Raw genomic sequence first — 393 nt, 5'->3', positions numbered from 1 at the left:
GCCGAGATCCGAGACGGAGGAGCTGCTCGCCGGACTGTTCCGGGAGGTGCTCGGACTGGACTCGGTGGGGGTGGACGACTCGTTCTTCGSSCTCGGCGGCGACAGCATCATGTCGATCCAGYTGGTGGCCCGCGCCAAGGCGGCCGGTGTGATCCTCTCTCCCCGAGACGTGTTCGAACGCAGGACCGTCGCCGGCCTCGCCGAGTCCGCACGGTTCGACGGCCTCGACGCGGTGGTCCTCGACGAGCTGCCGGGCGATGGGGTCGGCGACGTGCCGCTGACGCCGGTCGCGCGGTGGATGCTCGGGCGCAGCGGCGGGCGACTCGACAGGTTCGCGCAGGCACTGCTGCTGGCGTCGCCCGCCCGTCTCACCCGGGAGGTGCTCGTTCGAGC

General features: G+C 71.8%; 1 protein-coding gene. It reads left to right on the top strand.

Annotated elements, in window-relative coordinates; all coding sequences use genetic code 11:
* The coding region (locus AC1DYG_RS20395; RefSeq protein ID WP_477641657.1) for a phosphopantetheine-binding protein at positions 1–393 on the top strand (393 nt) is incomplete at both ends.

The sequence above is a fragment of the Pedococcus sp. P1_H8 genome, from assembly GCF_056405175.1.
Note: the sequence above shows the minus strand (reverse complement) of the source record. Positions and strands in the feature narration are given on the sequence as shown.